The sequence below is a fragment of the Nocardiopsis akebiae genome, assembly GCF_018316795.1.
Taxonomy (GTDB): domain Bacteria; phylum Actinomycetota; class Actinomycetes; order Streptosporangiales; family Streptosporangiaceae; genus Nocardiopsis; species Nocardiopsis dassonvillei.
In genome coordinates, this window is the sequence record NZ_CP074132.1 from 61,463 (window position 1) to 85,993 (window position 24,531).

Annotated in this window: 30 protein-coding genes and 1 tRNA gene; 20 read left to right on the forward strand and 11 right to left on the reverse strand. The window is 68.1% G+C overall.

From position 1 onward, the window contains the following. Window positions 1-28: 28 nt before the first annotated feature. Window positions 29-208 (reverse strand): hypothetical protein, encoded by a 180-nt coding sequence (locus KGD83_RS00270; RefSeq protein WP_212641979.1) that lies wholly within the window; start codon window positions 206-208, stop codon window positions 29-31. 865 nt (window positions 209-1,073) lie between these two features. Here KGD83_RS00270 and KGD83_RS00275 point away from each other — a divergent pair. From KGD83_RS00275 to KGD83_RS00285, 3 genes are all read left to right on the forward strand, one after another. Further along, window positions 1,074-1,586, forward strand: coding sequence for an NUDIX hydrolase (locus KGD83_RS00275; RefSeq protein ID WP_212641980.1), 513 nt, complete (start codon window positions 1,074-1,076; stop codon window positions 1,584-1,586). Window positions 1,587-1,782: 196 nt separating this feature from the next. Next, the gene (locus KGD83_RS00280; protein ID WP_212644206.1) at window positions 1,783-2,202 is read left to right on the forward strand and encodes a hypothetical protein; all 420 of its coding nucleotides are present in this window, start codon (window positions 1,783-1,785) and stop codon (window positions 2,200-2,202) included. 87 nt (window positions 2,203-2,289) lie between these two features. Continuing rightward, window positions 2,290-3,093 (forward strand): DUF2786 domain-containing protein, encoded by an 804-nt coding sequence (locus KGD83_RS00285; protein ID WP_212644207.1) that lies wholly within the window; start codon window positions 2,290-2,292, stop codon window positions 3,091-3,093. 212 nt (window positions 3,094-3,305) lie between these two features. Here KGD83_RS00285 and dnaN read toward each other — a convergent pair whose 3' ends face one another. Together dnaN and KGD83_RS00295 are read right to left on the reverse strand one after the other, a co-directional pair. Then, a complete protein-coding gene (gene dnaN, locus KGD83_RS00290; protein ID WP_249352369.1) occupies window positions 3,306-4,448 on the reverse strand; it encodes a DNA polymerase III subunit beta in 1,143 nt (380 codons plus the stop codon). 259 nt (window positions 4,449-4,707) lie between these two features. Then, on the reverse strand, window positions 4,708-5,166 hold the full coding sequence (locus tag KGD83_RS00295) for a hotdog fold domain-containing protein (RefSeq protein WP_212644208.1): 459 nt from the start codon (window positions 5,164-5,166) through the stop codon (window positions 4,708-4,710). Between the two features lie 144 nt (window positions 5,167-5,310). Between KGD83_RS00295 and KGD83_RS00300 the strand changes: the two genes are divergently transcribed. The 5 genes from KGD83_RS00300 to KGD83_RS00320 all read left to right on the forward strand — a co-directional run bounded on the left by KGD83_RS00300 (window position 5,311) and on the right by KGD83_RS00320 (window position 6,947). Continuing rightward, window positions 5,311-5,399, forward strand: a tRNA-Ser gene (locus KGD83_RS00300). A gap of 269 nt (window positions 5,400-5,668) precedes the next feature. After that, window positions 5,669-5,923 (forward strand): hypothetical protein, encoded by a 255-nt coding sequence (locus tag KGD83_RS00305; protein WP_212641982.1) that lies wholly within the window; start codon window positions 5,669-5,671, stop codon window positions 5,921-5,923. After that, entirely contained in the window at window positions 5,868-6,149 is a 282-nt protein-coding gene (locus KGD83_RS00310) for a hypothetical protein (RefSeq protein ID WP_212641983.1), read from the forward strand. Before KGD83_RS00305 ends, KGD83_RS00310 begins: the two co-directional genes overlap by 56 nt. 41 nt (window positions 6,150-6,190) lie before the next feature. Then, on the forward strand, window positions 6,191-6,577 hold the full coding sequence (locus KGD83_RS28375) for a hypothetical protein (RefSeq protein WP_249352060.1): 387 nt from the start codon (window positions 6,191-6,193) through the stop codon (window positions 6,575-6,577). A gap of 175 nt (window positions 6,578-6,752) precedes the next feature. After that, window positions 6,753-6,947 carry a hypothetical protein gene (locus KGD83_RS00320; protein ID WP_212641984.1) on the forward strand — a complete coding sequence of 65 codons (195 nt, stop codon included), beginning with the start codon at window positions 6,753-6,755 and terminating at the stop codon, window positions 6,945-6,947. A 267-nt stretch (window positions 6,948-7,214) separates the two neighbouring features. On the opposite strand, the gene KGD83_RS00325 is transcribed toward KGD83_RS00320, so the two are convergent. Beyond that, window positions 7,215-7,646, reverse strand: a complete 432-nt coding sequence (locus tag KGD83_RS00325) for a hypothetical protein (RefSeq protein ID WP_212641985.1) — start codon at window positions 7,644-7,646, stop codon at window positions 7,215-7,217. A 158-nt stretch (window positions 7,647-7,804) separates the two neighbouring features. On the opposite strand from KGD83_RS00325, the gene KGD83_RS00330 reads away from it, so the two are divergent. Genes KGD83_RS00330 through KGD83_RS00340 form a run of 3 tightly spaced genes read left to right on the forward strand, consistent with a single transcriptional unit; the run spans window position 7,805 to window position 11,453 of the window. Continuing rightward, window positions 7,805-9,217, forward strand: coding sequence for a helix-turn-helix domain-containing protein (locus tag KGD83_RS00330; RefSeq protein ID WP_212641986.1), 1,413 nt, complete (start codon window positions 7,805-7,807; stop codon window positions 9,215-9,217). Further along, window positions 9,210-9,776, forward strand: coding sequence for a flavoprotein (locus tag KGD83_RS00335; RefSeq protein ID WP_212641987.1), 567 nt, complete (start codon window positions 9,210-9,212; stop codon window positions 9,774-9,776). The genes KGD83_RS00330 and KGD83_RS00335 overlap by 8 nt, the downstream gene beginning before the upstream one ends. A gap of 21 nt (window positions 9,777-9,797) precedes the next feature. Next, window positions 9,798-11,453, forward strand: coding sequence for a DUF262 domain-containing protein (locus tag KGD83_RS00340; RefSeq protein ID WP_212641988.1), 1,656 nt, complete (start codon window positions 9,798-9,800; stop codon window positions 11,451-11,453). 483 nt (window positions 11,454-11,936) lie between these two features. Here the strand turns inward: KGD83_RS00340 and KGD83_RS00345 are convergent, their stop codons facing one another. Next, the gene (locus tag KGD83_RS00345) at window positions 11,937-12,797 is read right to left on the reverse strand and encodes an abortive infection family protein (RefSeq protein ID WP_212641989.1); all 861 of its coding nucleotides are present in this window, start codon (window positions 12,795-12,797) and stop codon (window positions 11,937-11,939) included. Between the two features lie 723 nt (window positions 12,798-13,520). Between KGD83_RS00345 and KGD83_RS00350 the strand changes: the two genes are divergently transcribed. From KGD83_RS00350 to KGD83_RS00360, 3 genes are all read left to right on the forward strand, one after another. After that, a complete protein-coding gene (locus KGD83_RS00350; RefSeq protein ID WP_212641990.1) occupies window positions 13,521-14,015 on the forward strand; it encodes a hypothetical protein in 495 nt (164 codons plus the stop codon). A gap of 458 nt (window positions 14,016-14,473) precedes the next feature. Continuing rightward, on the forward strand, window positions 14,474-14,713 hold the full coding sequence (locus tag KGD83_RS00355; RefSeq protein WP_212641991.1) for a hypothetical protein: 240 nt from the start codon (window positions 14,474-14,476) through the stop codon (window positions 14,711-14,713). Window positions 14,714-14,754: 41 nt separating this feature from the next. After that, complete coding sequence (locus KGD83_RS00360) at window positions 14,755-15,009, forward strand: hypothetical protein (RefSeq protein ID WP_212641992.1); 255 nt, start codon at window positions 14,755-14,757, stop codon at window positions 15,007-15,009. 248 nt (window positions 15,010-15,257) lie between these two features. On the opposite strand, the gene KGD83_RS00365 is transcribed toward KGD83_RS00360, so the two are convergent. Both KGD83_RS00365 and KGD83_RS00370 read right to left on the reverse strand, forming a co-directional pair. Continuing rightward, window positions 15,258-15,491: a hypothetical protein gene (locus KGD83_RS00365; protein WP_249352061.1), complete on the reverse strand. Its 234-nt coding sequence runs from the start codon at window positions 15,489-15,491 to the stop codon at window positions 15,258-15,260. Then, complete coding sequence (locus KGD83_RS00370; protein ID WP_212641993.1) at window positions 15,488-15,832, reverse strand: hypothetical protein; 345 nt, start codon at window positions 15,830-15,832, stop codon at window positions 15,488-15,490. Before KGD83_RS00370 ends, KGD83_RS00365 begins: the two co-directional genes overlap by 4 nt. A 157-nt stretch (window positions 15,833-15,989) precedes the next feature. Here KGD83_RS00370 and KGD83_RS00375 point away from each other — a divergent pair, with 157 nt between their 5' ends. From KGD83_RS00375 to KGD83_RS00385, 3 genes are all read left to right on the forward strand, one after another. Beyond that, window positions 15,990-16,232, forward strand: coding sequence for a GntR family transcriptional regulator (locus KGD83_RS00375; RefSeq protein WP_212641994.1), 243 nt, complete (start codon window positions 15,990-15,992; stop codon window positions 16,230-16,232). Then, a complete protein-coding gene (locus tag KGD83_RS00380; RefSeq protein WP_212641995.1) occupies window positions 16,222-16,425 on the forward strand; it encodes a hypothetical protein in 204 nt (67 codons plus the stop codon). Before KGD83_RS00375 ends, KGD83_RS00380 begins: the two co-directional genes overlap by 11 nt. A 74-nt stretch (window positions 16,426-16,499) precedes the next feature. Further along, window positions 16,500-16,874 (forward strand): VOC family protein, encoded by a 375-nt coding sequence (locus KGD83_RS00385; RefSeq protein WP_212641996.1) that lies wholly within the window; start codon window positions 16,500-16,502, stop codon window positions 16,872-16,874. 59 nt (window positions 16,875-16,933) lie between these two features. On the opposite strand, the gene KGD83_RS00390 is transcribed toward KGD83_RS00385, so the two are convergent. The 3 genes from KGD83_RS00390 to KGD83_RS00400 all read right to left on the reverse strand — a co-directional run bounded on the left by KGD83_RS00390 (window position 16,934) and on the right by KGD83_RS00400 (window position 21,107). After that, on the reverse strand, window positions 16,934-17,860 hold the full coding sequence (locus KGD83_RS00390) for a universal stress protein (RefSeq protein WP_212641997.1): 927 nt from the start codon (window positions 17,858-17,860) through the stop codon (window positions 16,934-16,936). A 166-nt stretch (window positions 17,861-18,026) separates the two neighbouring features. Continuing rightward, window positions 18,027-18,935, reverse strand: coding sequence for a universal stress protein (locus KGD83_RS00395; protein ID WP_212641998.1), 909 nt, complete (start codon window positions 18,933-18,935; stop codon window positions 18,027-18,029). A gap of 108 nt (window positions 18,936-19,043) precedes the next feature. Continuing rightward, window positions 19,044-21,107, reverse strand: coding sequence for a MinD/ParA family ATP-binding protein (locus KGD83_RS00400; RefSeq protein ID WP_212641999.1), 2,064 nt, complete (start codon window positions 21,105-21,107; stop codon window positions 19,044-19,046). Window positions 21,108-21,287: 180 nt separating this feature from the next. On the opposite strand from KGD83_RS00400, the gene KGD83_RS00405 reads away from it, so the two are divergent. Next, window positions 21,288-22,262 (forward strand): NAD(P)H-quinone oxidoreductase, encoded by a 975-nt coding sequence (locus KGD83_RS00405; RefSeq protein ID WP_212642000.1) that lies wholly within the window; start codon window positions 21,288-21,290, stop codon window positions 22,260-22,262. A gap of 33 nt (window positions 22,263-22,295) precedes the next feature. Further along, window positions 22,296-22,841 carry a bacterial proteasome activator family protein gene (locus KGD83_RS00410; protein WP_212642001.1) on the forward strand — a complete coding sequence of 182 codons (546 nt, stop codon included), beginning with the start codon at window positions 22,296-22,298 and terminating at the stop codon, window positions 22,839-22,841. A 98-nt stretch (window positions 22,842-22,939) separates the two neighbouring features. Here the strand turns inward: KGD83_RS00410 and serS are convergent, their stop codons facing one another. Beyond that, window positions 22,940-24,211 carry a serine--tRNA ligase gene (gene serS, locus KGD83_RS00415; protein ID WP_212642002.1) on the reverse strand — a complete coding sequence of 424 codons (1,272 nt, stop codon included), beginning with the start codon at window positions 24,209-24,211 and terminating at the stop codon, window positions 22,940-22,942. A gap of 111 nt (window positions 24,212-24,322) precedes the next feature. Between serS and KGD83_RS00420 the strand changes: the two genes are divergently transcribed. After that, a complete protein-coding gene (locus KGD83_RS00420; RefSeq protein ID WP_212642003.1) occupies window positions 24,323-24,496 on the forward strand; it encodes a mechanosensitive ion channel in 174 nt (57 codons plus the stop codon). Window positions 24,497-24,531 lie beyond the last annotated feature (35 nt).

Consider the following 24,531-nt stretch of genomic DNA (forward strand, 5'->3'; position numbering starts at 1 on the left):
GTCACCGTTGGGCTACCCGGAAAAGGGTCTACTTCTCCTGGGCGGGCTTCTCCTCGAGGGGCGCGGTCTCCACGGGAGACTCCTCCTCGGGAGAGGGCTTCGACGGGTCCGGCTCGCGGAGGGGGCGCATCTTGTCCGCGCGCACCTCGCGGAGGTCACCGGCGACGATCGCCTCGAACTCCTCGTCCACGGTCAGCATCTTCGGCACTCGGACTCCTCTTCTCACGGCACTCGCGTAGAGCCGCAAGGTAGCCCTACGTCTACGAAGCATCAAGGGACCCCGCCTTCCGGCGGACTGGCCACCCGTGGCGGGTTCCGCCTCAAAGCACACCACGGGTGGCATGTGTCCAACGAACGTCGCACTGTGTCGGACCCGCGAGCCGTCCTCTCGCGGGTACGAACGCGTCGAACGTGTTCCACACTAGAGAGATCCTCTTCCACTGCGCTTTCAGTCTTCTTTCAGCGCTGAAACCGGTGCGGCGACGGCGGTTCGGGGACCGCGCCATCATCGGCCACCGGGGGCCGCCGAGGCCAGTGATTGGCCGGTTGCGGACGGTCAGAGTCCGTTCACCTGGCGTGCGACCGCCGCCGCGTGCCACGCGGCCGCCGCCCGCGGATGCGCATCGACCAGGGAGGACACCCTCCGCCGGGCCGCTCCCGCTTCCTCTCCGGCCCTCCGGGGAACGGCGGGGGAAAAACCGGACGTTCCCCTCATCGCCGAAACCCGGAAAATCCCCGGGCCCAGGAGGGCGCGCTCGTTCCCGTCCGCCGGGGGCCCGCGCCCCGGACGCGACGGGTGTTCCCTTGCGAAGCCTTTCGTACCTCTTGCGTTCTTCCTCCCCGTCCGTGGGCCGAACGCTCCCCCGGACCGGCGCCCCTTCGGCAGGCCACGACACGCCCGGACGGCCGTGACGTCCCGAGTGCGCACGCCCTCGGCCGGGAACTCCCTGTGGCACCGGGCACGTACACCGGGAGGAGGGCTGCGCGAGCCCGGTGTCGGGCCATAGGTTGCTAGGGAGCGTGCCGATCGGACGGCACCGGCGGTCCCGGAGGGCGCGAAGTTGGAGGACGTGATGCTGGAGGGCGACGGAAACGGCTGGGTGAGCCTGCCGGACGGAACCCGCAGGTGGGGGATCTACGGCGCGGCCGGGCTGCTGCTGTACGCCACCGACACCGCCGGAGCGGGCCACGTACTGCTCCAGCACCGGGCGGGCTGGACCCACATGGGAGGCACCTGGGGCATCCCCGGGGGCGCCCGCAACCGGGACGAGACACCCCTGGAGGCCGCCGTGCGCGAGTTCGAGGAGGAGGTCGAGGGCGACCTGGAGGGGTACAGCCTCCTCGGCGTCCACGAGGAGGACCTGACCGTGTGGCGCTACGACACGTTCATGGCGAGCCTGCCGGGGCTGGCACCGTTCCGGCCGGGCAACTCCGAGAGCAAGGAGGTGCGCTGGGTGCCGGTGGAGTCCGCCCACTCGCTCCCGCTGCTGCCGCCGTTCCGCGCCGCGTGGCCGCACCTGCACGCGAACCTGGTCGCGGCCTTCTCGGAGAACGGCCGCGGCCCGGGCACTTCCGCGACCGGTTGAGCGTTGGACCCTGTGCAGGGGTCTTCCGCGCACCCGCTCCCCCGGGCCGGACCGGGGACCGGGCGGGGTGCCGGAGGGCGGTCTCGGGGGAATGTCAGGGGCGGATCCCTGATGCGCTCCGGGCTCCGGCCCCGCATGCTGGAGGGGACGGCCCGGCGCAGAGCGGTCGTCACGCTATTCGACTGGAGCAGTGGACATGACGCTGGAGCGCGGTAACGCATTCACTCCCGTCGCCTCGGCGACGATGATCTGGCCCTGGACCACCTCGGTGCTGGGTGGCGCCGCCGGCGGTGCACTCTTCTTCCTCCTCAACCTGGGCTCGGGCCTGGGCGCGATCGCCTCCGGTCTGACCGCTGCGGTGATCTTCTTCTCGCTGATCGGCGGCGTCGGCGGCGTGATGAGCGGCAAGGCCGACCGCCGGGGCAAGCGCTACGCCGCCACCTACCCGTTCCGGTACGCGGCCGTGCCCGCCGGGATCGGCGGCGCGGGGTACGCCCTGGTCAGCATCTTCACCGGCTCGATCATCGGCGGCCTGTTCGGCGGACTGTTCGTCGCGGCGGCGATCTGGATCACCGTTGGTCTCATCGCGATGGTGGTCGGCAACAAGAACGCCTAGGCTCGGTATCTTCCGCCGATGGTGGAAGGCAGATACTCACCTAGGGGAGACAACCGGGCGCCGATGACTGAATCTGCTCGTCAGAAGATGGTCGAGCGGGTCCGCGGGCTCCTCCGCATGGCGGAGGACCCCGCGGTTACTGATGCCGAGAGCCAGGCGTTCACCGCCAAGGCCGCCGAGCTGATGACCCGCCACGCGATCGCGGAGGCCGAGGCCCGCGCCGAGAGGGGCGAGGCGCCGGACGCGATCAGCCGCATGGACTACGCCGTCTCGGGGGTGGGGGGCCACGGCAAGGCACGGGTGCGCGCGCTGGCCGACATCTCCGCCGCCTACGGGTGCCAGTCCGCGGTACGGGGCAACAACTCCGAGAACACCGAGCGCGTCATGATCCTCGTGGGCACGGTGAGCGCGCTGGACGCGCTGCGGATGCTGCTGCCGTCGATCTCCATGCAGATGGAGGCCTCCGCGAAGTTCATGAGTTCGTCGCACGTGGCCGACATCCGGGAACTGCGCAACTACACGCGCTCGGAGCTGGAGACCGAGCGCAAGCGCTACTACCGGTCGTTCGTGCGCGCCTACGGGCAGGCGGTGGCCGAGCGCATCCGCGAGTTCCGCGCGCGGTTGCAGGAGATGGCCTCGCCGGGCGGCTCGGGCGGGTCGGGGGAGAGCGTGGACGCCTCCCGCGGCGCGGAGCTGGTACTGCTCAACGACGTGCACCGGGTGAGCGAGGAGTTCCAGAAGCAGTTCCCGCAGCTGCGCAAGCACCGGCCCGAGCGCACGCACAGCGCCGCGGGGTACCGGGCGGGCTACCGGCGGGGGCGCCAGGCCGAACTGGGACTGGACACGCCGGTGGGGAGCGGTGGTTCGTCCGCGCTGAACGAGAGCGAGTAGGCCTCTCTCGGCGAAGTTGTCCACAGGCTGTGCACAGAACCGCCCCGATTGTTGTTCTCGCATGTCAGAGGCGAAATGCGAGAGTTCAATCGGGGCGGTTCGGGTGTTCCTGGGGGTGATTACCCGGGGTTATCCACAGGAAGGGCGGCCTCCTGTGGATAACTCTGTGGATAAGGTGGCGGCCCGGTTGAGAATGGGTCCATAACCTCTTATCAGGACACCCGCAAAGGCTGGACCAGGTAGCGGAAGGAGGGGCTCTCCCCCTCCTTGACCGGCACGTCGGTGAACACGGCGGGTTTGGTCGGCTCGGTGAAGTTGAGGTGGGCGGTGTCGGTCTCCACGCCCGCCAGCCCGTCCATGAGGTAGTCCGGACGGAAGGCCAGCCGCAGGGGCTCGCCCTCGTAGCCGACCTCGATCGCCTCCACGGCCTGGGCGTCCTCCCCCGACCCCGCCTCCAGCACGACCTCGCCCTCGGAGAAGGCCAGCCGCAGCGGGGTGTTGCGGTCGGCGACCAGCGCCACGCGCTTGACCGCCTCCGCCAGGGGCGTCACGGCCACCTCGGCGCGCGCGGAGAACTCCTTGGGGAACCAGGCGGCGTACTTGACGAACTCGCTGTCGATCAGCCGCGTGGTGGTGCGGCGCTCGCCGTTCTCGAAGCCGATCATGCCCTCGCCCGGGGAGAGGCTGACGCCCTCGCCGCCGCCGGCCGTGGACAGGGCTATGTCCACGTTGGACTTGGTGAGCAGACCGCGCACGGTGTCGCTCAGTGTGCGCGCGGGCACCAGGGCGGCCGCGTCCAGGCCCTGGTCCTCGGGGCTCCACCACAGTTCGCGCACGGCGATGCGGTAGCGGTCGGTGGCGACCAGGCTCAGGGTGTCGCCGCTGAAGTCGAGGTAGACGCCGGTGAGCATGGGCAGGGTGTCGTCGCGGCTGGCCGCCGGAGCCACCTGGCGCACGGCCGCCGCGAAGGCGTCCGAGGCGACGGAGCCGATGCGTCCGGGCATGCCTGGCAGGGTGGGGTAGTCCTCCAGCGGCATGGTGATGAGGGTGAAGCGCGCGGCGCCGCCGACGATGCGCAGCTTGGGGCCGTCGCTGTCGATGTGCACCGAACCGGAGGGCAGGTTGCGCACGATCTCGGCCAGGAGGCGGCCGGGGACGAGGGCGGCGCCGGACTCCTCGGAGAGGACGTCCACCGAGGCGCGGGTGGAGACCTCGTAGTCGAAACCCGACAGGTGCAGGGAGGCGCCGTCCTGGGAGAGCTCCATGCGGATACCCGAGAGCACCGGGACGGCGGGCCGGGTGGGGAGGGCCCGGGCCGTCCAGGCGACCGCCTCGGCGAACGCGTCGCGGTCCACTCGAAGTTTCACGGTGAGGCCTCCTCGTAGCGCTGTCGTTGCCGACAACGTACCCAGTGGCGACGACATTCGCCCCCCTCCGGACGCGGCCGTGGACGGGGTGCGACCTGGGAGAAGGCGCTGCGAAGCGCTGACCGGGCACGGCCCGCGGAGGGCGGGGGCCGGGTATCGGACGGGGCCGACACCGGTGCGGGTTCCGGCCGGGCGCTGAGCGCGAGCGAGCCCGGCCGGGAACGTGACGGTTGTGGCTCCAGTGGCTCTACTTGCGGTTGGGGCGCAGGGTCCAGGTGATGCTCATGCGACCGGTGACGGTGCCGTCCTCCGTGCGCAGCTCGACGTTGATGGGGAACTCGGGGCGCCTGCCCTCGTCCAGCTCGGCGATGATCTCCTCGCGCGGGCGGCCCAGGACGGCCTCGGCGGTCAGGTCGCCCGTCGCGACCTTCAGGAAGTCGATCGTGGAGGTGGTCGGCAGGGGCACTGCGCGGTCGAGCTGGTCGCCGAAGGTGCCGATGATGACGGCGCCGGAGGCGGACTCGGCCAGGGTGAACATGGCGCCCGCGTGGGGGCCGCCGACGTGGTTGTGGTGGTCGGCGTTGTCGGGCAGGCGCATGACGGCGCGCCCGTGGTCCAGCTCCGTGAAGGTCAGGCCGAGGGTCCGGACGAAGGGGACCGCGGCCAGGAAGCCGGCCTTGACCGCATCCGCCGCCTCGGGGTTCATGTGTGCCATGGCGCTCATGTTACTTCCGAGTAACCTATGGGCGCCACCCCACAGGGGCCGGTGGACGGAAACGTGTCCCCGGGCGGGCCGCGCGGGCGGAGGGGTGTGGGCTACCATGACGTGGCGGAGATTCGCTCTCCGCGGGGAGGGTTCGCATAGCGGCCGAGTGCAGTGCTCTTGAAAAGCACCAAGTCCTTGACGGGACTTCGTGGGTTCAAATCCCACACCCTCCGCAGAATCAGGGAGTTTCCCCAGGTGGGAGCCTTCCACGGAACACGGCGAAGGCCGGTGGTCCGGGCCCGTAGCACATTCGTCGCACACGGCCCGGGGAGCCACCGGCCTTCGCCGTTCACCGGTCAGGCGGCGAGGACCCGCCGACGGGCGGCGTCCATCGCGTCGGCCGCCTCAGGAGCGAGCGGTTGCGCGAGGCGCTCGGCCAGGGTTGTCTTACCGGTAGGCATCGGCATCAGCCCACCCCCGGACGCGGGTAGGAGCACCCCCCATGGCCCGGAACCCAAAGGAGCTTCCCCTTCCGGCGGGGGCAGCCCTGTGCACCATCACCCTGGTGTGGCTGGTCGGAGACATCGCTGTGGGCCTGAGCCAACACCAGGGTTGGGAAGGCGTGGGAGCGGCCACGTGGTCGGGCGGCATCCTGAACGCCGTGGCGCTGCCCTTCATCATCGGGGAGTACCGACGCCGTCATGCTGAAGAGCACGGCCATCGGGCCGCCTCCGACCGAATGGACGTTCGTGGGTGAACACGGTTCCAGGCGTCGTCGACTGGCCGCGATCGCAGCGTCGATCCTGGTCATAACGGCGGCGGTCGTCATCGGCGCCTCAGCCGACCGGCTCTTGGACCCGCCGACGTGGGTGGTCGCAGCGGTCACGGGCGGTGCGTGCGGCCTTGGCGCTGTCTGGCCCTTGAAGATGGCGGGGTTCATCGGACCCGGCGCATGGAGGGGAGAGCGGGGGCCGGACAAGTGACAGGGCGTTCTACCGTCCTCGCCGCTCTGATGGTCAGCGTCATGAACGAACTCAGCCCCAGGGCACACAACGTGGTCGCAGGCGACCTGTTCGATGACCTCCCACGCGAGCGGTTGCGCGAGGTGCTCGGCCCGGGACGTCTCACCAGTAGGCGTCGGCATCAGCCCACCCCCACCTACCGCAGAACGGGAGACCCCCACCTGATGAACACACGAACGCCGCTGGAGTGCCTGATCGTCGGTATTGGGCTGATCACGCTCGGCACCGCTGGGGCCGTCTTCGATTTTCTGGTCCCTTTCATCGAGTGGTTCGCGATTGGGATGGGGTTGTTCAACCTCGTACTCGCGCTGGCCCTCTACTGGGCGGAACGAAGCCGGTTCCGAAGTCATCAGGCCACCTCTTCCACCGGTGAAGAGTCCGATCCGTAGCCCTTGGCCATTGCGGTGGTGTCGGCGGCGTCCTGTTCAGCCACCTCACAGGCTGGGGATCGTGTCAACCGTTCGGCCCGCGTGCTCTTAGCGGCGGGGCTGAGCATCAGGCCCCCGTACAGCGAACCGAGAGGAAGAGACGATCAGCGATCAATCAACGAGCGGACTCCGCAAGGTGCACCTGATCGCACCGGCTCTGAGTTTGCTGGCGTTCACGGCTGGTGGGTTTGCGGCGTACCTGAACCAGACGCTTGTGTTCTTGGTCTTCTTCGTGCTGGCAGCCCTGTTCACAGCTTCCTTCCTCGCGTACATGCTGATGAAGCTCTACCGCCAAGGTCAGCGTGATCCCACCGCCTCGGAAGGCCCGTAGTCCTCAGCCATAGCGGTGATGTCCTCGTCCGAGACATAAGCGGTCCGGACCCGCACCGGCGTCCGGTGCCGGTGGTGGGTGGTCGTTTCCAGCAGCAGACGGACCAGTTCCGGGCCGCTGTGCCCGGGCAAGCCGGAGGACACGGCGGGAAGCACCCCCCGAGGCGTGCACGTCGCCGCGAAGAAGGAGCCCGCGTGCCCTGGGCCCCGTGGTCTCGAAGAGACATCAGGGCACGCGGGGGTCACAGAAGTGCCGGAGGAAGGACCCTCAGAAGGGTTGCCAGTCCTGGGCGCGCTGCACGGTGTACACGGTCAGGTTGTCCACCGTCGCCCCGCACACCTCCCGGCGCTCGGACTCCACCAGCGCGGCAGCGACCAGCGCCGCGTCATGGCGGGCGGCCGACTCGGAGGCCGAGAGCACTGGGGGCACGACCCGGCGGACATGGTTGCACGCCGCCCCGCCCGCGTCGTGGCAGAGCCCGACGACGTAGGACAGCCGCAGACGCCGCAGCGCGAGGGAGGCGGGCAGCACGCACCGGTACCGCTCCACCAGAGGGGTTCCGTCCGGGCCGGTGGAAAGGGCTTCGTAGGTGATGGAGTCCCAGTCCTCGGCGGAGATCCGCACCCGCACGCCCTGTTCCCGTGCCCAAGCCGTCAGGGTCCCCCGGTCGGCGATCGGTGTGGAGGGTTCGGTGGTCATCGCCGCACCGCTCCGGCCGAGATACGCCCTGTACGTGGTTGCGCTGCTGCCGTCCATGAGAGCAACAATCCCGGTTCGAATCCTCGAAACCCATACCTCCTCGGGATGCCGAGGAGGGATACTGGCCACCCCCGTACTCGCATCGCCGAGGAGTCACGATGCCGGGACACCCGACGAGCCGGATCACCATCCCGTCGTGGGCATGGGAACGCGAGCACACGGCGGAGTTCCTGAGAAGGCGCGATGTCCAGGCACTTTTCCGGTTCGGGCGCCGGTACGGCGGTGCGAGCCAGATGGCGATCTCGGCGGCGACCGGCCTCTCACAGGGGCGGGTGAGCGAGGTGCTGAACGGCCGCAAGACCGTCACGGCCTTCGAGGTGTACGAACGGATCGCCGACGGCTTCGGGATGCCCGACCGCGCGCGGATGCTGTTCGGCCTTGCACCGAAGAACCCCGGCACGTTCACTGGATCCGACAGCGCGGAGTCCTCGGCAGCACCGAGGCGACCCGCACCCAGGAGTCCGGGCCCGGGGGAGGATGAGAAGGTGCGACGTCGCGCATTCGTCGGACTGGCCGGAACCGCCCTGTTCCAGGCCACCACAGGTTCAGTGCTGGACATGGACGAGATCGCCGCAGCACTCACCAGGTACGCGGGAGGTCGTCGGTCGGCTGTAGGAGCGGCGACGAGCCTCGGCGAGCTCGCCAAGCGGACGCACGCGGCCAAGGCCGGATACCAGGCGTGCCATTACACGGCGGTGGCCAAGCGGCTACCCGAACTGCTGCGCGGCCTGGATGACGCGGTGTCCGGTGTCGAAGACGACGACCTCTTCCGGGTGCACGCGCTTCGGGCGGAGGCGTACCACGTGGCGGCGAGCCTCCTGCTCAAGTGCGAGGAGCGCGGTCTGTCCTACCTCGCGGCCGACCGAAGCATGCGCGCGGCCGAGGCGAGCGAGAGCCCCGCGGTCGTGGGTGCGAGCGCCAGGGCGTTCACCCGGGCGCTGATGCGTGAGCGCCACTACAAGGCGGCGACGGAACTGGCGATGAGCACCGCCGAACGGGTGGACAGCGCCACGGACGAGGCCACGCCGGAATCCCTGTCGGTGTACGGGTCGCTTCTGCTGAGCGGCGCGGTCTCGGCGGCCAAGCGCGAAAACCGGGGTCAGGCTCTCAGCCTGCTTGACGAGGCCGGTGACGCGGGTGAACGGCTCGGCGGGGATTTCAACTACCAGTGGACCGCCTTCGGGCCGACCAACGTCCTGCTGCACCGGGTGAGCGCGGCAGTCGAGTTGGGCGACGCGGGTAGCGCGATCGACTACGCACGCCAGGTGCGGTTGGACAACATCGACGTGATGGAACGCCGGGTGACGCTGTTCATCGACGCGGCCCGTGCGTATCAGCAGTGGGGAAAGACCGAGCACGCCTACCACGCGTTGAGCAACGCCGAGGAGATGGCGAGCGAGGAACTGACCGCCCGTCCGGTGGTGCACCAGTTGATCAACGACATCCGTACCCGGGCGAGTGGTCACCTGTACGACAACGTCAGCGAACTAGCGGAAAGGGTCGGTGTCTGACTCAGTGAGTGAGCGGAAGACCCTCTACGTGGTGGTGTGCGCGGCAGGTCCGGCTTCGGATGTCGGCAAGCTGGTCGATCTGGCCCAGGAGCAGGGTTGGACCGTTCAGGTCATGGCCACGCCAGCGGCGGTGGGTTTCATCGACGTCGAGGCGCTGGAGAAGCAGACCGGCAGGCCGGTGCGGAGCCAGCACCGCGCTCCGGGAGACCCGCGTTCTTCCAAGGCGGACGCCATCATCATCGCCCCGGCCACCTTCAACACGATCAACAAGCTGGCCAACGGGATCGCCGACAACTACGTCCTGGACGTGGTGAACGAGGCCATCGGCCTCGGAGTGCTAACCGTCATCCTCCCGTTCGTAAACTCCGCCTATGCCAGTCGCAGACCTTTTAAGGTTAGCGTTGAGAAACTACGGGGCGAGCGGATTCCAGTTTTGATTGGCTCAGATGCGTTCATGCCACACGAAGCAAGAGGAGGGGCTAATGCGATCGACAATTTCCCATGGCACCACTCATTTACACTGGTAGAGCAAAAACTTAGAGCACCAAAGAAAAAATAATAATAAAGCAAGGAAAAAATAATGACCGATCCAGCACGATTTGGACACGATCGACTCGGCCACCTCCTCTCGGACCAGCTCCTCAAGGTCCCTAGGTTCCAGAGAAGCTACTCTTGGACAGAAGAAAATATAGAAGAATTCCTTACCGATCTCTCAAAAGCAAGAAATTATCATTCTTCATACTTTATGGGGACAATTGTTCTTGCAGAGGAACATGAAAACCCCCCGTGGAAACTAATAGTTGACGGCCAGCAGCGACTGACCACAACTGCAATCCTCATTGTCGCAATTCGGGATCGCCTCATCGAACTAGGAAAAATCGAACTAGCAAACTCAATAAATAGAGACTACCTACAGCGATATGACAGGAAAGAAGAAAAGGAAATCACCCGCCTAATCCTCAATGCAACAGACCTGGAAATATACACAGGGCACCTAGATCACCTAGCCCCACCCACACAAAATTCCACGATATATAATTGCTACAGAATATGCAAGGAGTACGTCGACCGCGTATCCCCGAATAAAGATAACTACGAACACCTGAAAAGAATAATAGACCAGCTCGAATCTGAAGTCCAGGTTCTCCTAGCCGTCGCATCTGGAATCCCTGAAGCTTATGTTATTTTTGAGACTCTGAACGACAGAGGTGCCGATCTCACAACGGCAGACCTGCTGAAAAACTACCTCCTTAGCAACGCTGGAGATTACCTAACCTACGTCGAAGACAAATGGGCAGCGATACAGAAGGAATTCGAAAAATCCGACGATCTCGTAAAATTTATCCGTCATGAGCATGCCGCTCGCCATGGCAAGGTGAAAAATCGAGAACTATACAGGAACCTCCAAAGCTCTATTGGCACCGGCCGAAATAGCGTTAAAGACTACCTTTCGAATCTAGAGACATCCCTAAATATTTACCAGTCATTGCGTGAACCCGATGACAGGTACTGGTCAGGGATAAGTGTCGACGTCAAGGACTCACTACTGGCTTTTCGACGCTTTGGCCTCGAGTCCAGCACACCGCTCCTGATGGCAGCTTTCAATAATTGGAAAATAGAAGACGCGGCAAAATTGACTAATAAAGTTGCGGCCTGGTCAATCCGAGCGATGATGGCGGGACGCCTCGGCGGCGGGCTTGCCGAAGAACGATTCTGCGCCGCTGCAAGAGCTATCGCCACAGGAGAAGCTAAAAATCAGAACGACGTTAAGCGCATCATTGATCGACTAATTCCAGACGACGAAGAATTCAAGCGCTCCTTCCTTCGCTTCGGATCAACTACCACAACTCGCGCCAAATATTTGCTTGCCATGCTTAACCGTGAGCAATCAAGGAGAGCTGGTACAAACCTGGAAAGCTTGCCTGACTGGAGCAGCAAAGCAATTAGCGTGGAACACATATATGCAAAATCCCTTAAATCAAAGGACTTTGAATCAGAGAACGAATACGATAAGTTCGAATTTTCGAAAAACAGCATTGAAAACCTTACCCTACTCGAGAGGAAAATAAATAGAAAACTAGATGATAAGCCAACACTGGAGAAGCTTGAAAACTATAGGGAGTCCGCCTTTCTCATCACTCGAGAAATCGCAGACCGGGGAGAATGGAGCATTACAGAGCTCGAATTGAGAGCAAAGCATCTTGCAGAAATTGCAGTGGCAACCTGGCCGAAATAGCCAACGCGGGAGCACGCATCTGCCGAGTTAGGCTGTATGAAATCAAGGCGATGGCGCAAGCGCCGTCGCAGCGGCCTCCGGCCCGTGCTCGGGCTGAGGGCTACCGCCCGGTCCCGAGCACGGCCGACGGCCATGCTGTTTCCAGATTAACGCTCCCCACGAAAAGTGGTTTCAGTTTTGGGAGCAACGCTGGCAGTCCAGCTCCTGTCATCCCAATCTCGGTAAACTCGTGGTTACTGGGGTTGAGCGCTGGTGGAACCAGGGGCTCACGCCCCATGGACCCCCGAACCCGCACGGAACCTGGCGCGCCCAGGGCGTGCAGTGGGTTCAGTAGGTTCGCGCCAGAACCCGCGCGGGACCGAAACGGTGGTCCTGTTCCCTGGAATGAGGGACCTCAAAGAATGAGGCCCCACTAATTTAAACCACTCCAGAAGATGTGACCACAGATGCATTCTGATCTGAATCGAGAGCTTCTGGGGGCGATTATATATTAGCCCCGCGCCACGGCGCGGCAGGGTCAGAGAGCGTGTCAAGAATCAGTTCACACCAGGTTACAGCAGCATTGACCGTCAGACGGGCATGGCGCACTCCAAGCCCGGAGGGTGCGCTCACCTGACCGTGACCGCTGCCGAAGCCTTGGTTACGCAGTTCAGCGACCCCAACCGCGATATTCACTGAACCTGAAAGTATCTTCTTCACAGCCTTACTGCCGTCAGGCCCTTCAGGAGCTGAGCCAGCGTCGAGCTTTAGTGCCTTCTGGACAGTGCTGATCAAAGTTGGGAGCGCAGTATTTCGGTCAAATTCGATATTCATCTCTCGGAGAGCGGTCTTAGCTGTTGCCTCGATGAGTTGCTTGGACGCACCAATGGCCCCAGATGGGTCAGCATTCAGATCCCTCCGAATACGCTCCAACTCGATCATGATCCCGGATGCTTCACTCAGGTTGCTAAGACCACGAACTAGCACAGGAGGATTGGACGAGGATATTTTCCCATCCTTGTCCAGAGCTAACCCATCCCGCTCCAAGCGGACCCTGATGTCGTCCAGCCACTTCGGCATTCCTTGTTCGTCCGGGCTTCTATGAGCACGGATGAAGTCCTCGAAGACCAGGAGAGCACGTCGAACCTGGTTCGGATCCGACCAGTCAACCCCCTCTGCATAGAGCATAAATTCGGTCCGCCGTTGGCCTGAGTCCTGGTACTTCAGCTCGTCTGGAGGGATGGGGGCGAACCCGTGATCCTCCCATAGCTCGGCCACGATCCGTATGGTCAAGTCTGTGGCAAGAGATCGGAAGGCGTTGCGAGTCGCAGGGCTCACGAGCTCCCGCCGCACGGTGACAGTCATGACGTGAAGCATAGAAGCAGACCCTGACAGCGTCATAGACTTTTTCAGAACAACTGTTTCATCTTAGATACGGTGGAGGCTCTGGCATGTCAGCGTTTCGGACTCCTCATGTCCTTCAGCTGTCACCCTCGGGCACAATCATTGACCGACGACCATCATGATTCCGTGCTACGCAGGGTGGTCAACAGCGGGAAACCACGGGGGCTCACAGGCAGACAATCCGCGTCAGCGCAGGTGAGCGAGTCACGAGGACAGCCGCCATAGGTGTTCTCGGCTTCCTAAGCTAAGGACGTCACCGCCATCCGCGTGTGCAGCCAGGACCACAGCAGCGCACCCCACCGCATCGCACATTCATCGCACATGGCTCCGGGAAGGGGCCGGAAGCGCTGGGAAGCCCTCGGAACATCCGCGCAGGTCACAAGGCGTTTCGTCGGTTTGTCGACAGGTCGCCAGGGCCCCTCGGCACAACGGGACTTCGTGGGTTCAAATCCCACACTCTCCGCAGTGACCGGGACCAGTGGGTTAGGGCCATGTCATGGCTCGGGCCCGCCGGTCCTCGGCGTTTCAGGGATCGGGGCCGGTCCAAGCGTCGTGTGAGCGGAAACGGACAGCGGGGACGGGGAGCGTACGTAGTTATCTCATGAGCGGGGTTCACAAGACGTTCTGACGGCAGCAGAGACTACTCTCGGTGGCCTATGCCCCCTATAGGGACGGAAGAGCGCTGTGAGCCGCCCTCTATCCACGCGTTACGCACTCGTCTACCCCGATTACGGGATCTTCCAAATCATCGACTGTGCTCAGGACGAACCGGATGCCCCCTTGCCCGGACACGACGACTTCAGCGTTGGTAAACACTCCGTGTTCCTCCGCAGCTTCCAGACCAACCTTCGCGTCCGCCTCGACCTGGAGTCCTGGCGATCTGAACCCCCCGCCTTGGGCGGGGAGTGGGAAGCTGACCACACCACAGCCGTCACCCTTCCCAGCGGCGTGATCGGCGTCAGCGAGCTGACGTACGGATCGCAGCACAACCTGCTCACCCTCCCCGCACCGGGCCGCTACCGGATTCGGATCGCGCACCGCAACCGCCGCCTGGTCAGCGAGGCCTACATGGCTCTCTTTGACAGGTTCGGCGACATACGCGGAGCGGGCTTCGCCGCCGCCAAGCGCGACCTCGAGGGCCGCGAGCAGTACCTCGCACAGTTCTGGCCTGAGCCGTAGACGGCACCGTCGCAGCGCGCACTCAGTATGTGTGGGACTCCGGAAAGAAGCTGGAGCCGCCGGAAACCCTTTGAAGCGCCAGCACAGGCCATAGGCCGGCTCGCCGATTCAAGGATAAGGACAGAAACTTTGATGGGTAGGCGTTCCGTTCAAGGTTCCCTCTGATCGGACCGAACGCCACGACGCAGCTGGTCGGTTTGTCGACAGGTCGCCAAGGCCCCTCGGTGCAACGGGGCTCGGCGGGTTCAAACCCCGCCCCCACCTCCCCTCGGCGGTTCCGGTTTGGCCCGGAGCGGGACAGGTAGTTCTCGGGGAGAGCGACCGGACACACACCCCCTTGTCGGCTCGCGGTCCGTTCTGCGGCTTCACCGGCCGGTGAAGCCGGGTTGCCTGACCCGCTTCCACCGCCTGCTCGGGCCAGCACCGGATCGCAACCGGCAGTGACCACGGAAGGTTCCGTGAGAACCATCGCTGACAACTCCCCCGACCATGTGCGGCCAGTACACCTGCTCAGCCCGTTCCTGGGCATGGTGGCCATGCTGTCCGGCGGCACCTCGGCTTACGCAAACGGAAACTACGGCTTCCTGGCGTTCTGCGCTCTGTTGGTCTTCGTCGCGCTCGGAGTCCAGGTGTACGTGCTGCTTCTGCTGTACCGGCGACGACGCCACCGTGCCGCCCGCCCGCACGAGGAGTCGTAGCCATGCGTCGTCAGCCCGAGCGTCGGGGACCAACCGGATGGATGAGACCCTTCCTCGTCTGGTGCAACCTGGTGACTGGCGGGGTATGGGCGTTCCAGGCCGTGGGCCGCTTCGCGTTGGAGGGGTCCACGTGGGCGGCGTGGGCCAGCGCGGTGGCCGCGCTGTGCTTCGGCGGGACGGGCCTCGGTTACCTCCTCAGGTTCCGCAGGCAGGACCGCGAGGACTCCCTTGCCGCACGGCGACGCGGGAATGGCGGCACCCCGAACGACGACGGCCCGGAGTCACATCGGGAGTAGACCGCGCGCGTCGGCGAGGGCACGGTCACTCCGCCATGTCGACGCCGGAATGACGACCGCCACCGTGTCCACGCACCCATCCACCAGCCGATTCGTCGTTTTGTCGACAGATGGTCAAGGCCCTCGGTACAGCGGGGTTTCGTGGGTTCGTATCCCGTGACCCCGCGGAGCCAAGGGCCTTCACCCCCTTCTGTCAGTCCGCTGAGCAGCCCTTGTCGACCGCGGGTGCTCTTCTTCAGGCCCGATCGCTACCCGTCGCGACGGCCTCCTGCGGTGCGCCACGGCTCGGGCAGCGGCCCGCCCGCGCGCAGGTGGGTATCGAGCAGCGACAGCAATCGATCGGCCTCGTGCAGCGCCGTGTAGGCCTCACCGGCGTGACGCGGTCGCGTCCGGAGTGCCTCGGACAGGGTGTCGTACAGGTCCGTGGCGGTGTCCGGTCCGGGTGCGGGCCCGGGGCGGTCCGGCGGAATCGGCACACTCACGAGACGAGCACCCCCGGACCCGTCAGAAGGTCCCCCACCGGCTGGCGCCGCGCCTCGTGGGCCAGGTAGTAGCCGCGTACGAGGGCTTCCGGCGGATCGACCGGAGGCAGCGGGGCACGCCGGGCGTCGTCGGGAGCCGGGCGCGGAGCGGGGACCGGAGGGGAAGCCGGTGCGCTCGCGACCGTGCCGGGGTCGGCGGCGTAGCGGCGCACCCGGGAGGCGCGGCGCCTGCGGGCCTCGGCGCGCAGTTCTGCGGCGAGGACGCGGGGTGCCGCGTGGAGGCCCCGTGCCGGACGGAGGCAACGAAGGAGGACGGCCACCAGGGCCGTTACGATGTGCACTTGTCTGCCTGCTTTCACCAGGTGGACTGGGCCCGGGGGTGTTCGCCGCACCACCGGGCCGCTTCATGTTCAATTCCTGATAATAGACCAGCTCACATATAGCACGCTAGGCATGCCAGCATTGCTAGGTGTTCTGAGGGTGCCTAGCGTCCCTGACATGGAGTGGCGTGAGGGTCTGCCCAGATGGGTGCAGATAGCGGACGAACTGGAGAGGCGCATCCGAGAGGGCGAGTACCCGCCCGGGAGTCGCGTCCCGTCGGTGCTCAAGCTCATGGACGAGTTCCAGGTGGCCTCCGCGACGGCGCAGAAGGCGCTCTCCGGGCTGCGCGATCGGGGGCTGACGCGCACCGAACCGGGGATCGGGTCCACTGTCCGGGAGTCCCCACGACATGCGCCCTGAGCGGCCGCGCCCCTGGTTCCTACTCCTCAGCATCGCCATTGTCGCGTGCAGCGCAGCGTGGATCGCGGTGGGCCCCGACCTGGGTGTCTGGCTGACCTTCCTCGCCTGGGACGTCCTCATCACCTGGCTGGTCTGTCTGGGGTTCGCCGTCCACGGCCGCACCAGACCGAGGAAGCCCCGCGCCCGGCAGTGACCGGCGCCCGACCGCCCTGGTGACGTGTCGACATGCCGCCGCATCGTTCCGATGCGGCTGGGCAGGTGCAAGCCATGATCGGACGACTGCACACCATCGCCCTGGACTGCCCCGACCCCGGCGCGCTCGCGGGCTTCTACGCCGAACTGCTCGGACTCACCGTCACCAAACGCGAGGAGCACTGGGTGGTGGTCGGGGAGGACTGGCCGCGGCTCGCCTTCCAGCACGCGCCCGACCACAAGGCCCCGGCGTGGCCGGACCCCGAACGGCCCCAGCAGGCGCACCTCGACGTCTGGGTGGAGGACATCGAGGCGGCCGAGGAGCGCGTGCTGGCGCTCGGGGCGCGCAGGCTCGCGGTCGCCGAGGACGACCCCCGGAACCTGTTCCGGGTCTACGCCGACCCCGCCGGGCACCCCTTCTGCCTGGAGTACGCCGCAAGAGGCGCCTGAGGCGCCAGGAACGCCTGAGCCCGTCCGGGGACGCCCGGACGGGCTTTACGGGCTACTCGCTACTCCTCCTCCGCGTGGTGCGGAAGGATCACCACCGGGATCTCGGAGTGGTGCAGCACGCCCTGGCTGACCGAGCCCAGGAGCAGTCCGCGCACGCTCCCCCGGCCCCGGGAGCCCACCACGATGGCGTCGGCCCCCTCGGCGGCCCCCAGCAGCGCGTTGACCGGGCTGTCCTGGGTGCGCACCACGCTGACCTCGAAGTCGAGGTCCTCGCGCCGCCTGCCGGTGACGTCGAGCAGCATCTCGCCCACCAGCTCCTCGGACTTGCGGTCGAACAGCTTCTCCTGGGGCTCGTAGCCCATGGAGGTCATCGCGATCGGGTCGTAGGGGTAGGGCACCTCCCAGCTGTTGACCACGACGAGTTCGCCACCGCTCTCCCGCACCAGGTCCACTGCCAGGCGCAGCGCCCGGCGGGCGTTGCTGGACCCGTCCACGCCGACCACGACCCGGCCGAGCGAGGTAGTCGCGGGGCTGCCCCCGTGCGAGGGCACCACCACGACCGGGCAGGCCGCCTGGGCGGCCACGCGAATGCTCACCGAACCCACGAACACCGAAGCGAACGTGCCCAGTCCCCGCGTGCCGAGCACGAGCACGTCATGCGTCCGGCTGTGGCTCAGCAGCGCCAGCGGCGGCTCCTCCAGGGCGGTCTCGGTCTCCACCGTCACCGACGGCCGGACGCGGCGCACGTGCTCCGCGGCCTTGGTGAGCACCTCGTCGGCCTGGTCCGAGATCTCCGCGGTGGGGTCGAAACGGGCGGGTACGGAGCCGGCCGACACGATCAGCGGCATTCCCAGCGCGTGGACGGCCCGCAGCGGCACGCCCCTGCGCTCCGCCTCGGCGGCCGCCCACTCCAGCGCCGCCCGGGAGTGGTCGGAGCCGTCGACGCCGACCACGACCCTGGACGAGTGCTCCTCGTTGCTTGGCATGGTTTCCCCCTTGGTAACGCTGTCCATCATCGCCGGGGAGGGCGGCAGTTCCCGGGAACGGCACGGTCACGCTCCGGACCGCCTGCTCCCACCGGGCCGCCCACTTCCCTCAGGCCTCCGTTCCCCCCTGGGACGCTCCCCTCGCTCGTCCGTCCCTCCCCGCCGGTCACTCGTCCTCCGCCAGCGGCGGCAGGACGGCCACGGGCACCGGCGCGTGCCGCAGCACCCCCTGGCTGACCGAACCCATCACCAGTCCCCGCACGCCTCCGCGTCCGCGCGAGCCCACCACCAGCAGGTCCGCCTCCCGGCCCGCCTCCAGAAGGGCGTCCACGGGGTTGGCCTGCGTCCTGAGCGCACTGATCTCCAGGTGCTCGGTCCGCTCGTCGACCACCTCCGCGAGCAGGCCCGCGACGATCTCCTCCGACTGGCGGTCGAACATCTGCTCTCGCGGGACCCGTGCGTCGGCGGCCAGCGACTCGGTGTCCGCGGGCAGCGGCACCTCCCAGCTGTTGACCACCACGACCTCCGAGCCGCTCGACAGCGCCTCGTGGAGGGCGAAGCGCAGCGCCCGGCGGGAGGACCCGGACCCGTCCACGCCCACGACGACGCGGCCGCGCCGCGGCGGCGGCTTCTCCTGGTTGGGGACGACCACCACGGGACAGGGCGCGTGGGAGGAGGCGCGCACGCTGATCGAGCCCAGCATGATCGCCCGGACACCGCCCAGTCCCCGCGACCCGACCACGACGACGTCCTCGGGCAGGGCGTCGTTGAGCAGGACCGCGGGCGCGTCCTCCGGAGCGAGGACGGTCGCCACGTCCAGGCCGGGCCGGGCCCGGTGCGCGTACGCGGCGCCCGCGGTGAGCAGGTCGTGCCCCGCCTCCCGCTGGTCCTCGACGGCCGTGCGCCCGGCGGCCCCGTAGGCGCCGATGACCACCGGCATCCCGAGGCCGTGCACGATCCGCAGCTGTGTGCCGCGCCTGGCCGCCTCCTCGGTCGCCCAGAGCAGGGCGGCGTGGGAGGCGGGTGTGCCGTCCACGCCGACCACGACCGCGGGCGGGCGTTCCTGTGCGTTCATCCCCAACCCCTTCCCCCTCGCCCTTCCCCTGTCCGAAAGCGGGCTCCGGAAAACCAGGGCGGGGGCGGGGGGAGGGGCCGCGCGCGCCGCGCCCCGCCCGCGATCGCCTCACCTCTGCCAGGCGAACGCCTCCCCGACCGACGCGGCCAGCTGGAGGTAGGCGTCCCGTGTGGCGGGGGAGAGCCGTTCGAGGTCCACCTCCGCGCCCTCCTCCAGGTGGCCGTCCCAGGGCACCCGCACGACGTCGCGGCACCGACCGGAGAAGTGCTCCTCCAGCCGGTTCAGGTCCACGCTGCTCTTGCTGTCGGAGCGCACCATCGACAGCACCACCACGGCGTCGCGGACGAGGCCGCCGTGGCCGTGCGCCTCCAGCCAGTCCAGGGTGGCGCTGGCGCTGCGGGCCCCGTCCACGGACGCCGAGCTGACCAGGACGACCTGGTCGGCCAGCCCCAGCACCCCGCGCATCGCCGAGTGCAGAAGGCCGGTTCCGCAGTCGGTGAGGCAGATGGAGTAGAAGTGCTCGACGATGCGGGAGACCTCGCGGTAGTCGGCGTCGCTGAATGCCTCGGAGACCGCCGGGTCGCGGTCGGAGGCCAGGATCTCCAGCCGGCTGGGCGCCTGCGAGGTGAACCCGCGGATGTCGGCGTAGCGCGACACCAGGTGGCGTTCGTTGAGCAGGTCGCGGATGGTCGCCGCGGTCTCCAGCCGCACCTTGTCCGACAGCGTGCCGCGGTCGGGGTTGGCGTCCACCGCGAGCACCCGGTCGCCGCGCAGGGAGGCCAGCGTCGCGCCGAGGGCGACCGTGGTGGTCGTCTTGCCCACCCCTCCCTTGAGGCTGAGCACGGCCACCCGGTGGTGCCCGGCAGCCACGGGTGTGCTCGCCCGGGCCACCAGTTCGCGCTGGCGCAGCACCTTGGCCGACTCCCCCGGGTTGACCAGGCCCAGGGTGGCGGCGTGCACGGCACGCCGCCACCCGCCGCTGGGGCCCTGGCGCCGGTTGCGCACGAGGGTGGCCGCGTTGAGCGCGTCTGAGGTCTGCCGCTCCTGTTCGGGGCGCCGGTCCGGTGAACCCGGCGGAGCGGTCGGGGGCGGTGGCGGCGCGAGGTCGGCCCGGGGCCCGGTGAGCGCGGACGGCGGTTCGGGGGTGCGGGGCGGCGCCGGAGGGACGGGCTCGCCCGGTGGCGACGCGGTCCGGAACGGCCCTGAGTCCTCGTCCAGCCACGCGCCCGGCCCAGTGTCCCGCGCGGGCCGGGGCTCGGAGTCCGTGACCGGCCCACCGCCCCCCGGTCCCCGGACGGGGCTCGATCCGGGTGTCCGAAAGGCGAGCGGACCCGATCCCGTCTCCGTCGGAACCGGCTCCGTGGTCCGCGGTCCGCCGTGTGCGTCGTCGCGCTCGGTGTCCAGGGGGGGCAGCTGCTCCGGTTCGGGCACGTCGGGGTCGCGGCGCAGCCTGCGGGGCGCCAGCGGGTCCTCGCCCGGACGGGTGGGGCGCTGGAGGCGCTGCCGCTGCGGGCGCTGCGGGCGTCTGCGCGCAGCCCCCGGCGTCAGGCGGACCGTGCCCTCCTCCTCGCCGTCGCCGTTGTCGTCGGCGGGCTCGGCAGCGGCGGCGGTCTCGTCGGTCTCCGAACCCGCCGGGAACTCCGGGGGCCCGGAGGCCCCGGGGGTCCGCGGGGGGAGCAGGGGCTCGGACGTTCCGGAAGGCCCGGTGGCGTCGGCGGGGCCCTCGGGAGTCCCGGTGGAAGTCCCGGGAGCACCGGAAGGGGCCGGAGGAACATCGGCCTCGGGCTCCTCGGGGAGACCCTCCGGATCGGGGACGGCCGAAGGCCCCGAAGGCTCGGGAGCAGCGGAGGCCGGCCGCTCCGGCTCACCGCCGAACCCCTCCGCCCCGCCCGCCCCGTCCGGCGGAGGCGGCGTGTGGTGCCCCATGCCCAGCAGCGGTGTGTCCTCGGGCAGCCTGGCGTAGGGCGGCGGAGGCGGCGCCTCGCCCTCGAAGCCGCCGAACCACTGGTCGTGGGGCGAGGGCTCGGGCGCGGTCGGCCCCGGTGCGGCGGCGTCCGGGTCGTGCTCCTCCGGGTCACCCGCCGAGCGGTCCGGTTCGACGTGCTCCCCGGCCGCGGGTCCGGGGCCCGTCTCAGAGCTTCGACCCGACCCGTTGTGTTCCTGGTGTGCCACCGGAGTTCTCCTGCTTGAAGGGGGCGTGCTGTGGAGGGAGGGATACCCCAGCGGGGAAGAGACGGGATCCGCTCCCTGGGATCACTCTTACCCGCCCGCCCCCACCGAAGCATCCTTACGAGCAGGTGAACAGAGGAATCCGTTGCCTGCCGCGGAACCTCCCCGGGTACTGTCTGGCTCATGTACGCGATCCGTATCAGTGAACCGGGCGGACCCGAGGTCCTGGCCTGGACCGAGGTTCCCGACCCCGTCCCCGGCGAGGGGGAGGTCCTGGTGGACGTGGCCGCGAGCGCGGCCAACCGGGCCGACGTCTCCCAGCGCCAGGGCGCCTACCCGCCCCCGCCCGGCGCCTCCGAGTACCCCGGGCTGGAGTGCTCTGGCACCGTCGCCGAGCTCGGCCCCGGCACCGAGGACTCGGGCTGGTCCGTGGGCGACCGGGTGTGCGCACTGCTGTCCGGGGGCGGCTACGCCGAGAAGGTCGCCGTTCCGGTGGGCCAACTGCTGCCGGTCCCCGCGGGCGTGGACCTGGTGGAGGCCGCCGCGCTGCCCGAGGTGGCCTGCACCGTGTGGTCCAACCTGGTGATGGTCGGCGGCCTGCGCGCCGGGGAGACCGTCCTGGTCCACGGCGGCGGCAGCGGCATCGGCACCTTCGCGGTCCAGTTCGCCCGCGCCCTGGGCGCCCGGGTGGCGGTCACGGCGGGCAGCCGGGAGAAGCTGGAGCGCTGCCGTGAACTGGGCGCGGAGATCCTGGTCAACTACAAGGAGGAGGACTTCACCGAGCGCGTGCGCGAGGCGGGCGGCGCGGACCTCGTCCTCGACATCATGGGCGGCTCCTACCTGGACGCCAACCTGCGCTCGCTGGCCACCGACGGCCGCCTGGTGATCATCGCGCTGATGGGCGGGCGCCGCGCCGAGGCCGATCTGGGGCGTATGCTCGCGAAGAGGCTCTCCGTCCACGCGACGACCCTGCGTTCCCGCCCCCTGGAGGAGAAGGCCGCCATCGTCTCGGGAGTACGCGAGCAGGTGTGGCCGTTGGTAGAACAGGGAGTCGTCCGCCCCGTCGTCGACCGCTCGGTCCCGATGCGGAACGCGGCGGAGGCGCACCGCGTCATGGAAACGAGCGCGCACACCGGAAAGATCCTTCTTCCCCGTTGACGGCGTGCCGGTGACATCCACGTAAGGGGACTGATGAGCAGCGCAGAGAACCCGGAGGAGCAGGCTCGGATCCTGGTCATGGGAACCGACCGCGACGGGGACGGCGAGGAGGGCGCGGAGGAGCCGCGCACCCTCGCCGACATGGTGGAGCAGCCCGCCAAGGTGATGCGGATCGGCAGCATGATCCGGCAGCTCCTGGAGGAGGTCAAGGCCGCTCCCCTGGACGAGGCGAGCCGGGCCAGGCTCAAGGAGATACACACCTCGTCCATCAAGGAGCTGGAGGACGGTCTGGCCCCCGAGCTGATCGAGGAGCTGGAGCGGCTGACCCTGCCGTTCGCGGAGGGCGCGGCACCCAGCGACGCCGAGCTGCGCATCGCGCAGGCGCAGCTGGTGGGCTGGCTGGAGGGGCTGTTCCACGGCATCCAGACCACCCTGTTCGCCCAGCAGATGGCGGCCCGCGCCCAGCTGGAGAACATGCGCAAGGCCCTGCCGCCCGGCGTCGCGGGCCTTCAGGCCCAGGGGCCCGGCGTCCCAGGCGGCCTGGACGAGGAGCGGCACGGCTCCGGACCGTACCTGTAGCACCGGACGAGGAGCCCGCCCCCGGCCGGGGGCGGGCTCCTCGCGTGTCCGGAGCCGGGGCCCCGCTACCCGGGTGTACGGGTGCCGGGTCCCGGGTGCTACCTGCCCTTGGCGACCGGCTCCAGGACGTCGCGGCCCAGGTAGGGGCGCAGCGCCTCGGGAACCACCACGGAGCCGTCCTCGCGCTGGTGGTTCTCCAGGATGGCGACGATCCAGCGGGTGGTGGCCAGCGTGCCGTTCAGGGTGGCGGCGAAGCGGGGCTTGCCGTCCTCGTCCCGGAACCGCACGTTGAGGCGGCGGGCCTGGAACTCGGTGCAGTTGGAGGTGGAGGTCAGCTCCCGGTAGGTCTCCTGGGTGGGGACCCACGCCTCGCAGTCGTACTTGCGGGCGGCGCTGGTGCCCAGGTCGCCGCCGGCGATGTCCACCACGCGGTAGGGCAGCTCCAGCTTGTCCAGCATCTCCCGCTCCCAGGCGAGCAGCCGCTTGTGCTCCTCGTGCGCCTGGTCGGGGTGGGTGTAGACGAACATCTCCACCTTGTTGAACTGGTGGACGCGGATGATGCCGCGGGTGTCCTTGCCGTAGGAGCCCGCCTCGCGGCGGAAGCACGGCGACCAGCCGATGTAGCGGTTGGGCAGGGCGTCGGCCGGCAGGATCTCCCCCGAGTGGTACCCGGCCAGCGGCACCTCGGAGGTGCCCACGAGGTAGAGGTCGTCGGCGGGCAGGTGGTAGACCTCGTCGGCGTGCGAACCGAGGAACCCGGTGCCCTCCATGGTCTCGGGCCGCACCAGCACCGGCGGGATCATCGGCGTGAAGCCCGCCTGGACGGCCTGGTTCATGGCCATGTTGAGCAGCGCCAGCTCCAGCTGGGCCCCCACGCCGGTGAGGAAGTAGAACCGGGCCCCGGAGACCTTGGCACCCCGCTCCATGTCGATGGCGCCGAGCATCTCGCCCAGCTCCAGGTGGTCGCGCGGGGTGAAGTCGAACGAGCGGGGGGTACCGACGGTCTCCAGGATCCTGAAGTCGTCCACGCCGCCCTCGGGTGCGCCCTCCTCCACGAGGTTGGGCACGCCGACCAGGAGGGCGTCCAGCTCGTCGGCGAGGCGGCCCGCCTCGGCCTCGGCCTCCTTGACCTCGGCGGCCAGGGCCTTGGCGCGGGTCAGGAGTTGCTCACGCTCCTCCGGGGAGGCCTTGGAGACGGACCTGCCCACGCTCTTCTGCTCGGCGCGCAGGGTCTCGAACCGGGACAGCGCGGAGCGTCGGTCGGCGTCGAGCCCGAGCAGGCGGTCGGCGACGGAGGGGTCCTCCCCCCGTGCCCGCTGCGAGGCGCGGAGTCGTTCGGGGTCTTCTCGAAGAGCGCGAAGGTCGATCACGTCTTGCAGGTTACCGTCCGGGCCCGATCCTCCCGACATCTTTTCCGCAACCGCGTCATGGATGCCCGCTGACCTCGTCCTTCCCTTGAAAGACCGAGGAGGGGGACGATCGTGAAGCCGTTGAACGAGATGACCGCGCAGGAGCTCAGCAGCGCGCTGGAGGTGCTGGGGGCGACGCGCCCCGAGGACTTCGCGCTGAGGCTGGCGCTGTGCCTGGAGCTGGACCGCGCGGACGCGGGGGAGGAGGTCCGCCGGGGCGTCCCGAGGGAGGTGGTCCGGGCCTGAGGGCCGCCGGTCCCGGGGTCCGTGGGGAGCGCGAA

What these genes read in the sequence shown, in the direction of transcription:
- KGD83_RS28375 (WP_249352060.1), top strand. Translation starts at nt 6,191, where the DNA reads ATGAACGAACTCAGCCCCAGGGCACACAACGTGGTCGCAGGCGACCTG.
- KGD83_RS00345 (WP_212641989.1), bottom strand. Translation starts at nt 12,797, where the DNA reads ATGACTGTCACCGTGCGGCGGGAGCTCGTGAGCCCTGCGACTCGCAAC.
- KGD83_RS00330 (WP_212641986.1), top strand. Translation starts at nt 7,805, where the DNA reads ATGCCGGGACACCCGACGAGCCGGATCACCATCCCGTCGTGGGCATGG.
- KGD83_RS00405 (WP_212642000.1), top strand. Translation starts at nt 21,288, where the DNA reads ATGTACGCGATCCGTATCAGTGAACCGGGCGGACCCGAGGTCCTGGCC.
- KGD83_RS00325 (WP_212641985.1), bottom strand. Translation starts at nt 7,646, where the DNA reads ATGACCACCGAACCCTCCACACCGATCGCCGACCGGGGGACCCTGACG.
- KGD83_RS00305 (WP_212641982.1), top strand. Translation starts at nt 5,669, where the DNA reads ATGGCCCGGAACCCAAAGGAGCTTCCCCTTCCGGCGGGGGCAGCCCTG.
- KGD83_RS00390 (WP_212641997.1), bottom strand. Translation starts at nt 17,860, where the DNA reads ATGCCAAGCAACGAGGAGCACTCGTCCAGGGTCGTGGTCGGCGTCGAC.
- KGD83_RS00395 (WP_212641998.1), bottom strand. Translation starts at nt 18,935, where the DNA reads ATGAACGCACAGGAACGCCCGCCCGCGGTCGTGGTCGGCGTGGACGGC.
- KGD83_RS00375 (WP_212641994.1), top strand. Translation starts at nt 15,990, where the DNA reads ATGGAGTGGCGTGAGGGTCTGCCCAGATGGGTGCAGATAGCGGACGAA.
- KGD83_RS00295 (WP_212644208.1), bottom strand. Translation starts at nt 5,166, where the DNA reads ATGAACCCCGAGGCGGCGGATGCGGTCAAGGCCGGCTTCCTGGCCGCG.
- KGD83_RS00310 (WP_212641983.1), top strand. Translation starts at nt 5,868, where the DNA reads ATGCTGAAGAGCACGGCCATCGGGCCGCCTCCGACCGAATGGACGTTC.
- KGD83_RS00360 (WP_212641992.1), top strand. Translation starts at nt 14,755, where the DNA reads ATGAGACCCTTCCTCGTCTGGTGCAACCTGGTGACTGGCGGGGTATGG.
- KGD83_RS00385 (WP_212641996.1), top strand. Translation starts at nt 16,500, where the DNA reads ATGATCGGACGACTGCACACCATCGCCCTGGACTGCCCCGACCCCGGC.
- KGD83_RS00380 (WP_212641995.1), top strand. Translation starts at nt 16,222, where the DNA reads ATGCGCCCTGAGCGGCCGCGCCCCTGGTTCCTACTCCTCAGCATCGCC.
- KGD83_RS00285 (WP_212644207.1), top strand. Translation starts at nt 2,290, where the DNA reads ATGGTCGAGCGGGTCCGCGGGCTCCTCCGCATGGCGGAGGACCCCGCG.
- KGD83_RS00280 (WP_212644206.1), top strand. Translation starts at nt 1,783, where the DNA reads ATGACGCTGGAGCGCGGTAACGCATTCACTCCCGTCGCCTCGGCGACG.
- KGD83_RS00410 (WP_212642001.1), top strand. Translation starts at nt 22,296, where the DNA reads ATGAGCAGCGCAGAGAACCCGGAGGAGCAGGCTCGGATCCTGGTCATG.
- KGD83_RS00340 (WP_212641988.1), top strand. Translation starts at nt 9,798, where the DNA reads ATGACCGATCCAGCACGATTTGGACACGATCGACTCGGCCACCTCCTC.
- KGD83_RS00275 (WP_212641980.1), top strand. Translation starts at nt 1,074, where the DNA reads ATGCTGGAGGGCGACGGAAACGGCTGGGTGAGCCTGCCGGACGGAACC.